Raw genomic sequence first — 8,701 nt, forward strand, 5'->3', positions numbered from 1 at the left:
CATCTAGTTTTTTAAAACAAAAACTACCTAATAAAATCATTACAATAACAATTACTACTCCTATTAAAAGTAAATCATTATATTGAATAGATTGATTATTACCTAAAGTCAATTGAATTGAACTGTGATCAACAAAATACCAACGATTTGGCATAACAAAAGAGCCTAAAAAATAAATACTATGAAAGAAAATAGACAAAAATAGGTACAACAACATTAGTACAAAAACAATAGTTATCGGTATATAAAAAGTTAAAAACTCAAAAATCAAAGCTAATAAAAAGCTTATAATTATTTGAATTAGCATAGTACCTAATATCTTATAAGGAAATTGACTATATAAATTTAAAAAATTATACTCGCCTAAAGAAAGCAAATAGTAAGCGCTAAACCAAATAAAATACATACCAATCCAAATAATAATTATATAAAAAAACAAAGATAATATTTTCGTTAACCACAGGAAATGCTTCTTCTTAACACGAGGAAATAAATAAACACCATTCTGTTGAATATCTGAAAAAGCAAAATTCCCTACAAGCAACAAAGGAGTGATTTGAAAGAATATCCAATAAAAAGGGATAGAAAATCGCCCCTCCTTATAAAAATAAGATAAATCCACAAAATCTACTCCATGAAAAAATCGATAAAAGGTAACATCTACTAATACAGATTCTTTACCATTACTAAGAGGCTGATTGTATAAAAAGGCAATTGCAATAATAGCGTAAATTAAGAATAAAAAAACCATTATCTTGATGGAATCTCGAAACCTTACATATAAATCTCTTTTTAACAAATAATATAAGATCATAATGTAAACTAGACCACCTCTGTCTCATCATTCATAGAAATATAACTTTTTTTAGATAAAATCCATACACTTATAAAAAAGATAAAAAAACAGCCAAATAAGCGTATAAATAAACCAGTAGCATCTTCAAAGACATTTATATAAAAAGCATTTGTAAATAAAAATCCATGTAATATAAATCTATCTAATAAAACAGCAGTAATCATACATATTATTACAAGTAAACTAGGTAAAAATAATTGCAATAAAGCACTTATCATACATATAAAAACACTCGCAAATAATTGAATGCAAAATAATAATGGATAATTTACATCAACACTAGTTACAGCCATCATAGTTGACATCAAAAACAACTGTAAAATCATACTCCCAGCAAAAAAGTAAACAAAAACGAATAATTTTAAATAATATATAGAAACTAATTTCAATGCATTATTCACTCTGTAAACAACATAAATACTAAAAAAGTTCGACATAGAATATACAGAAAAAACAATTGTTAAAGGAATAAATATAGTCGATAAATTATACAACGACATAACCTTATACAAAGCTTCCAATTCGTTCATTTTCTCTTTTACAATTCCGGGTTCAAAATAATTGAACAAGCAACCAATGATACTAACATTAAGTACAAAAAGAATACTTAACCAAACATATTTCATCCTTATAGTTTCTTTCATAACATTATAAAAGAACATGCTTCCTACTCCCCCGTAAATAAAGAACTACAGAACAAAACCAAATACATAACAGTACACTAAGAAAAATTTGTAATTCAAAAAAGCCAAAATCTTTAATTAAATAATCTTTAGGATTGAGAATCCCTTTTCCAATACCAAGCCAAAAAATATGTAAAATAAATGGAACTAAATAAATAAAATAAACTCGTTTTATAAAAAACGAAACTGATAAAGCTAAACTCGAAAAAACCGCACCGTATAAACCATTTAAAAATACATACATTAGAAAATATAAAGTAGGGTACTTATAATAAACTATATGAAATTGAGCTGTTGGCGAAACAGTAGAAGCCATATAATTTAATATTGGATGCGGAGCAACTGTTGGATAAGTCATCACATATAAATAAAAATTAAATAGTAAAGGGACACTTATAATAAAAAAAGATACAATAAAATTAATAAAATAAAGCAGCTTAAAATAATAACATGTTCCCATCTTAGAAATAACAGGATAAATAAATCCATAATTTTTATCAATTCTATAAATCCCTGCTACAGCCATTGCGGAAAGCATAGGAAATATAAGTAAATAAAACTCACTATAAAACGATAATCTATTAAAATATAAAATATTAGATAAATATGGGGATACCTTTATAATCCCAGCATCGTTAAATCCTTTAGTTGTCACAAACATAGCAATATATTGAGCAATAACAATTACTAACATAATAAATAAAGACAACCAAAACATCCTACCTTTTAAAATCCTTCCTAAAAAGTAACTCATCTATAGCTCCTCCATAAACCATTAAATTTAAATCTTTTTTAATATGAACAATTGATCCGCAACACCATAACATTTCTTTTCTTTATTTAACCAAATGTAACGAAAAGAAACATTTGCTCTCTCTCCTTCAAATTTAGGAAACTCAACTTCATACTGATAAACATCATTTGTGCCTTTTCTTTTTACACTCTTAACTTCTTGTTTCCACTGAATTACTTCTCCATCAGTTTGTTCAATCCGTCCCAAGAGATACGTTGGTTTTTTCTTATTCGTAACACCCGTCAAAAAAACATAATAATTTTCTGGTATAACTCCTAATTTCAATTTTTTATTTGAAAGCTTATCCTCTATTAAACTATCATTTTTTTCTATTTGTCCTTGAAAGAAATCATCACCATTTTCACTTTCCAAAAACACTTGTTCAAAAATAGTATTTTTGTTAATTCCTTTTAATTCAATACTTTTCAAATTATCTTTTTCCGTTAAAGTATCTTCAATATGTACAATAGGTTCATCTACTTTCTTTTGACAAGAAACTAAGAAACTAATACTCAATATAAAAAAACAAACTAAAATATATTTTGAAATAAACCTCATTACAGCTCCTCCTATTTTAAAAATGAAATAGCAGGAAAAGTCGTATAATCCGGATTTGAAACTATACGACTTTTTCTAGCACTATAAAATAAATAATTTCAATTTATAATTTCTAAATCAATATTCAATGTAAGGTCCACTAGGTCTTACACTATCAGGACTCCAAGCAGTAGGATAAGCATTATTTTCTCTAGAATAACCACCAAATCTCACAGGCACATTTTTCCCATGGTTTTCATATGCATAATTTTGAAAAAGATATGTTCTACCTGGTATCACTGTTCCTTCATGCTTACCTGAAACATTTACCCATTTTCTATCTTCTGCATTTTTATTTTTATCTGCTTCTGTCCAAACATTGAAAGAACCTCCGCCCTTCTCACTGCTCTTCACACGCATATACATAGAGGTAGGCGTCTCTTTAGGACGTGCATTAGTATAATCATATGGACTCCAAAGTCTAAAGGTAAAATTCACATGGTCATCCCTTGTACTAGCCTTAGCCGGTTCGGTTAAAGCGAAAGTACTAGCTAAAATACCTAACGATAAAACAGATCCAAACATAAAACGACTTTTTTTCTTAATTCCCACTAAAAGCACCTCCGATAATTTGTAGCATTATATTGATTGTATTTTTCCACTGAAGGAACAAAATCAATATAATACAATATTATGGTAACAATACCTCAACACACCTTCAATGGATTTCAGAATATTTAATATTACTTTTACACTTGCGAACATTTCGTTAAATTTTTAAAAACAATACTATATCCCTAGCAAAGAATTACTTGTAAAGGTAGCTATATTCCTATGCTTGTTCCAAATAATAAAGAGTAACTCACCTCTCTAAATTTCGAATTTTCTCCTGCTGTTTTGAGGAAATACCGCCTAAAAATCATTTCTTAATGAAATCGGCTACTTATAAAACTTTTTTAACCTTGCTGCGAAAAATACAAAAAAAGCGCAGCCATTTCGGCTGCGCTTTCGAATTATTATTTAGTTTCGATTAAACCGTATTTCCCATCTTTACGGCCATATACAACATTAGTTTCGTTTGTATCAGCATTTGTGAAGACGAAGAAATTATGTCCTAGCATATCCATTTGTAGGATTGCCTCTTCAACGTCCATCGGTTTTAAATCGAATCGTTTTGTACGTACAAGTTCTAATTCATCTTCTTCTACCTCATCCAAAACAGCTACTGCTTCTGGAAGGATAAAGTTCGTTTTCATAGAACCTTTCTCACGTAACTTACGATTTACTTTTGTTTTATGTTTACGAATTTGTCGCTCAATTTTATCAACTACTAAATCGATAGCAGCGTACATATCGCTATTAGTTTCTTCTGCACGAAGTAATAAATCAGTAAATGGTATTGTTACCTCGACACGTTGCTTGTCAGAGTATACTTTTAAATTAACTTTAATCTCTGGGAATGTATCAAAATAACGCTCTAACTTACTTAGTTTTTTCTCTACATATTCCTTTAATGCTGGAGTTACTTCAATATTTTCACCACGAATGTTGAATTTCATAGATGAATTCCTCCTTTCAAGCCTATGTATTATAATTTCGACATTGGCTTAAAAACTCCTTCTAACTTTTTTAAAAAAATTAGTAGAATTGCAATTTTTTTATCGTTTTTTGTTGAAATGAAAAGATGCATCGTTTCTATCTTTATTTTATCCTATTAACATCGTGAATAACGAATGTTTCTGTGGACAATTCGTTACAGAAAAGAAACAACTTTTTGACAACTTACCCTATAACAAAAACCCCTTGCGAAAAACAAGAGGTTCTACTACATATATATAACGTTGCCACAAACGCAGCTTTCTCTTCCAAAAACAATATCCCCTACAGTTTCACAACATTAGCTGCTTGTGGTCCACGTGCTCCATCTACAATGTCAAACTCTACTTGTTGCCCTTCTTCTAATGACTTATATCCATCTTGTTGAATAGCAGAAAAATGGACAAATACATCGTCACCATCTTCACGCTCAATAAACCCAAATCCCTTTTCTGCATTGAACCATTTCACTCTTCCTTGCATGTTCATTCCATTCCCTTCACTCTAAAAATCAGGGCATTCGCCCCATATTTTGACTATAACGAATGACAACATATGAAGTCAAAGAAGACTTATCGCCTTTTTATTATCCCTTTCGACACTGCCATATTAACTTCTACAAAGTGTCAAACTAGATACTTCTCTTGCCCCTCTTTCATATAACAAACTTCCGATTTGCCTAACTGTAATCCCTGTCGTATACACGTCATCAACGAGTAAAATATGTTGCTCAGAAAACATCTCTTCTCCCTGAAAATAAAAAGGATTGCTTCCTGACACCCTTTCTTTACGTGTCTTCTTACTTTGCTTTTCTGTTTCCCTTCTTCTTAATGATGGATAAGAAATTTTGACAGGCAAACAAGTTGCTAATAACTCAGCTTGATTAAAACCACGTTCAATTTCCCTTTCCTTACTAAGCGGAACAGCGATAACGGTTGAAACATTGGCAAAATACTTTTGAAATAAACTTCGAAAAGGACGATAAAAAATGTGCACTAACTCCGCATCCCCCCGAAACTTAAACTGTGCTACTATTTCTTTCATCTCATCATCATACATATATAACGAACGGTTTTTAAAAGAACGATACTTCTCCTCTTTCGTCCACCTTATACAATCTATACAAATACCGTCTTCTTGAAATGCGGCAGGAACAAATTCTAAAGGTCGCCCGCACTCCATGCAAATTTCTCCTATAATATAGGAAAGTTTCTGCTCACATCTATCACATATATATTTTCTATGACACTTTACAAAAAAAGTGTACCAACTAATCTTTTCTACAAAACACTCATCACAAAGTAAACAATGCATTAATCGATCAATCCTTGTTCTTTCGCATTTTTATTCATACCTTGAATATGTTTTTTCGCGCGCACCATCGCCTCTGTCTTGCCATAGTGAAAATAAATGACCTCTCCATACGGTGCTTCAAAGCTCCGCCCTGCTCGGCCCGCAATTTGTACGAGCGCACTTTCTGAAAATATTTCTTCTTCCGCCCCCAAAACTGCGACTTGCAAATTTTTCACCGTTACGCCTCGCTCTAAAATTGTCGTTGTAACTAATAATGGGATTTCTCCCTTTTTGAAAGCCGCTACTTTTTCTTTTCTCCCTGGATCTTCTGCATGTACACCTTCAATTCGATTGTTTAATGGTTTTAACAACAAGCTTATTTCTTCTATATATCGCACATGGGGGACGAATAAAAAAATAGGGAATTTTTTATTTAAGTATGTTTGTAACCACTGTAGTAAAACTCGAGGAATTCTTTTATGAATGAGGTTTTTTTTCCAATTCCCGCACCAACAAAATAAAGGAACTGGCAAAGGATGACGATGATATCGTCCAGAAACAATAACACCTTTTTGTTTACCTTGTTTAAGTTTTCGCTTCCACGTTTCATCTGGAGTCGCAGTTAAATAAATACGCGCCGCTTTTTCTTTCATCGCTTGTTTTACCGCGTACTGTAACATTTGATCTGCACAATATGGAAACGCATCTATCTCATCTACAACCATGACATGAAACGCCCTATAATAACGTAATAATTGATGCGTAGTCGCAACGACTAGTACTGCATCTTTTTCTTTATCCACACTCCCTCCATATAAAGCCGCTACCTTTATATATGGAAATACTTCTTGCAATCTCGGCGCTAATTCCAGAACAACATCCGTTCTCGGCGTTGCGATACAAACTCTTTCTCCTTTTTGAAGCGCTTCGTTAATTCCGTAAAACAACATCTCTGTTTTCCCAGCCCCGCATACAGCCCAAATAAAAAATGATTCTTTTTGCTTAATAGCCTCTATAACTCCTTGCGCCGCCAAATTCTGGCCAGTAGACAACGTCCCGTTCCACTGTAACAAATTTGAATTCTTTTCTCTCTTTCTTTCAGCAATCCCGCGAACAAGTACAGCACATTCACTTACTCTCCCCATCGTTATACACTTCCGGCAATATGCGCACACTTTACTGCACCTTTTACATAAAAACGACGCAAATAGCCGCCGATCTACATTTCCGCAGCGTTGGCACATATATTTAGAATTCTTCTTTTTTACACCTTGTACACATACGATCTCTCCCTTCTTTTTCAAATCGTTTAATTCCCTCTGTAAATCTGAAGAAAGTTCTTCTAATAGCAACTGTTTCCCCGCTAGCATCAACAATCACCTCCAGCACTACTATAAACCTTTCTCATCATCTCGTAAAAACTCAAAAAAGCCGATAACCTACTTATAAAATAGTAAGCTATCGACTTTATACACGTTTTTTATTCTTTTATAAATCCTAGAATCGACCGTATCCTAAGAAATGTTTTTGGTTATACGAACTGTTAATATCACCGTACGCAATTCCTTTATCACTAGCATGGATCATTTGGCCATTACCAACGTAAATACCGATGTGAGATGGACCTGCTTTATAAGTACCTTGGAAGAATACTAAGTCTCCTGGTTGTGGGCTACCTACTTTAGAAACTGAGTTCCAGTAACCTGCAACGTCTTGACGACCTACACCAAAGATGTAAGAAATGAATCCACTACAGTCAAAACCACCATTTGATGGAGATGCACTTCCCCAAACATATGGCTTACCTAAATATTGCTTAGCTTTACCAATTACGCCAGTATCCGGTGGAGTTGGTGCTGGGTTTTGCTCTGGTGTTTTCTTTTCTGCTTTAGGTACCTCTTTTTTAGGCTCTTCCTTTTTAGGTTCTTCTTTTTTAGGCTCTTCTTTTTGAGCTTGTCCACCATTGTTTGCTGGTGCAACTTGCTCTGCAGGTGCTTGTGCTGGTTGAGCTTGCGCAGCTTTAGCAGCTTGCTCTGCTTGTTTTTGAGCAGCAGCTTCTTGTGCAGCTTTTGCTTGTGCTTCTTCTTCTGCAATGCGTTGTAATTGTAACGCTTGTTTCTCAAGCTCTTTCAATTGACCTTCCGTACTTGTCATTGAAGTTACAACTGTATCCATTTTACCGCTTAAATCGTTTACCGCTGTTGCTTTTTTCTCTTTTTCAGCGTCAAGTTCTTTCTTAGCAGTTTCAATTTGAGCTTGTGCTTCTTTTAATTCTTTTTGTTTCTCTTTTACCGTTGCAACATCTTTTTTCACACTAGCTTGATCTTCTTGTTGTGTTTTCATGATATCTTCATCAGACTCAAGAATTTTAGAAACAGAAGTTAAACGATCAACTAAATCTGCAACGTTTTTAGAGTTTACAAGAACTTCTGTTACAACGTTCGTATTTGGTTGTTCTTGAAGTGCAACTAAACGCTTTCTTAATAGCTCTTCACGTTTTGCAATCTTTGTTTGTAATTCTGCAATATCTTTATTTTTCTTTTCAATTAATTGCTCAGTATCAGCAACTTTTTTCATTGTTTCATCAAGCTTTGCAGCATTCTCTTGAACAGATTTATCTAAACCTTGAATTGTTTTGTTTAAGTCATTCATTTGCTTTTGTAATTCATCACGTTCTTGTTGTTGTTTATGTAAAGTGTCATTTTGTGTGTTAATTTGTGATTTCACGTCAGAAATTTTATCTTCTGCAAATACATTTGGTGTTAGCCCAGAAAACATTAATCCTGCAACTAATGCACAAGATGCCATTTTTAGCTTTTTCATTTTATTTTTTACACCGCTTTCTTTTTTCTTTTTCCGTATATAACCTATAAAATTTATACCATAATTCGGGATTTTTTTTGCTAATGTTACGTTTTTGTAAAACAAATGTAATATTATATG

General features: G+C 32.6%; 10 protein-coding genes. All 10 read right to left on the minus strand.

The genetic code is table 11. The annotated features are described in order from the left end of the window. On the minus strand, positions 1–751 hold a 751-nt coding region (locus GBN78_RS26990), incomplete at its 3' end, for a hypothetical protein (RefSeq protein WP_152127900.1). 71 nt (positions 752–822) lie between these two features. Next, positions 823–1,518, minus strand: coding sequence for a hypothetical protein (locus tag GBN78_RS26995; RefSeq protein WP_000466510.1), 696 nt, complete (start codon positions 1,516–1,518; stop codon positions 823–825). Then, positions 1,505–2,293, minus strand: coding sequence for a hypothetical protein (locus GBN78_RS27000; protein ID WP_000120044.1), 789 nt, complete (start codon positions 2,291–2,293; stop codon positions 1,505–1,507). Before GBN78_RS27000 ends, GBN78_RS26995 begins: the two co-directional genes overlap by 14 nt. A gap of 27 nt (positions 2,294–2,320) precedes the next feature. Next, positions 2,321–2,890 carry a hypothetical protein gene (locus GBN78_RS27005; protein WP_001211058.1) on the minus strand — a complete coding sequence of 190 codons (570 nt, stop codon included), beginning with the start codon at positions 2,888–2,890 and terminating at the stop codon, positions 2,321–2,323. Positions 2,891–3,007: 117 nt separating this feature from the next. After that, positions 3,008–3,481: a hypothetical protein gene (locus tag GBN78_RS27010; RefSeq protein ID WP_000511548.1), complete on the minus strand. Its 474-nt coding sequence runs from the start codon at positions 3,479–3,481 to the stop codon at positions 3,008–3,010. Positions 3,482–3,885: 404 nt separating this feature from the next. Continuing rightward, entirely contained in the window at positions 3,886–4,428 is a 543-nt protein-coding gene (gene hpf / locus GBN78_RS27015) for a ribosome hibernation-promoting factor, HPF/YfiA family (RefSeq protein ID WP_000671186.1), read from the minus strand. Between the two features lie 322 nt (positions 4,429–4,750). Then, entirely contained in the window at positions 4,751–4,948 is a 198-nt protein-coding gene (gene cspC, locus GBN78_RS27020) for a cold shock protein CspC (RefSeq protein WP_001990088.1), read from the minus strand. A gap of 126 nt (positions 4,949–5,074) precedes the next feature. Then, the gene (locus tag GBN78_RS27025; RefSeq protein WP_016100030.1) at positions 5,075–5,779 is read right to left on the minus strand and encodes a ComF family protein; all 705 of its coding nucleotides are present in this window, start codon (positions 5,777–5,779) and stop codon (positions 5,075–5,077) included. After that, positions 5,779–7,128: an ATP-dependent helicase ComFA gene (comFA, locus tag GBN78_RS27030; protein ID WP_070184465.1), complete on the minus strand. Its 1,350-nt coding sequence runs from the start codon at positions 7,126–7,128 to the stop codon at positions 5,779–5,781. Before comFA ends, GBN78_RS27025 begins: the two co-directional genes overlap by 1 nt. Positions 7,129–7,255: 127 nt before the next feature. Continuing rightward, positions 7,256–8,686: a C40 family peptidase gene (locus tag GBN78_RS27035; RefSeq protein ID WP_101336109.1), complete on the minus strand. Its 1,431-nt coding sequence runs from the start codon at positions 8,684–8,686 to the stop codon at positions 7,256–7,258. Between the last annotated feature and the right edge of the window lie 15 nt (positions 8,687–8,701).

It is taken from the genome of Bacillus sp. B2-WWTP-C-10-Post-4, assembly GCF_009183805.1.
GTDB lineage: Bacteria > Bacillota > Bacilli > Bacillales > Bacillaceae_G > Bacillus_A > Bacillus_A cereus.

Bases quoted from the DNA above. Each gene is read 5' to 3' on its own strand.
- GBN78_RS27005 (WP_001211058.1), bottom strand. From the start codon at position 2,890: ATGAGGTTTATTTCAAAATATATTTTAGTTTGTTTTTTTATATTGAGT.
- GBN78_RS27000 (WP_000120044.1), bottom strand. From the start codon at position 2,293: ATGAGTTACTTTTTAGGAAGGATTTTAAAAGGTAGGATGTTTTGGTTG.
- GBN78_RS27025 (WP_016100030.1), bottom strand. From the start codon at position 5,779: ATGCATTGTTTACTTTGTGATGAGTGTTTTGTAGAAAAGATTAGTTGG.
- GBN78_RS26995 (WP_000466510.1), bottom strand. From the start codon at position 1,518: ATGTTCTTTTATAATGTTATGAAAGAAACTATAAGGATGAAATATGTT.
- hpf (WP_000671186.1), bottom strand. From the start codon at position 4,428: ATGAAATTCAACATTCGTGGTGAAAATATTGAAGTAACTCCAGCATTA.
- cspC (WP_001990088.1), bottom strand. From the start codon at position 4,948: ATGCAAGGAAGAGTGAAATGGTTCAATGCAGAAAAGGGATTTGGGTTT.
- comFA (WP_070184465.1), bottom strand. From the start codon at position 7,128: ATGCTAGCGGGGAAACAGTTGCTATTAGAAGAACTTTCTTCAGATTTA.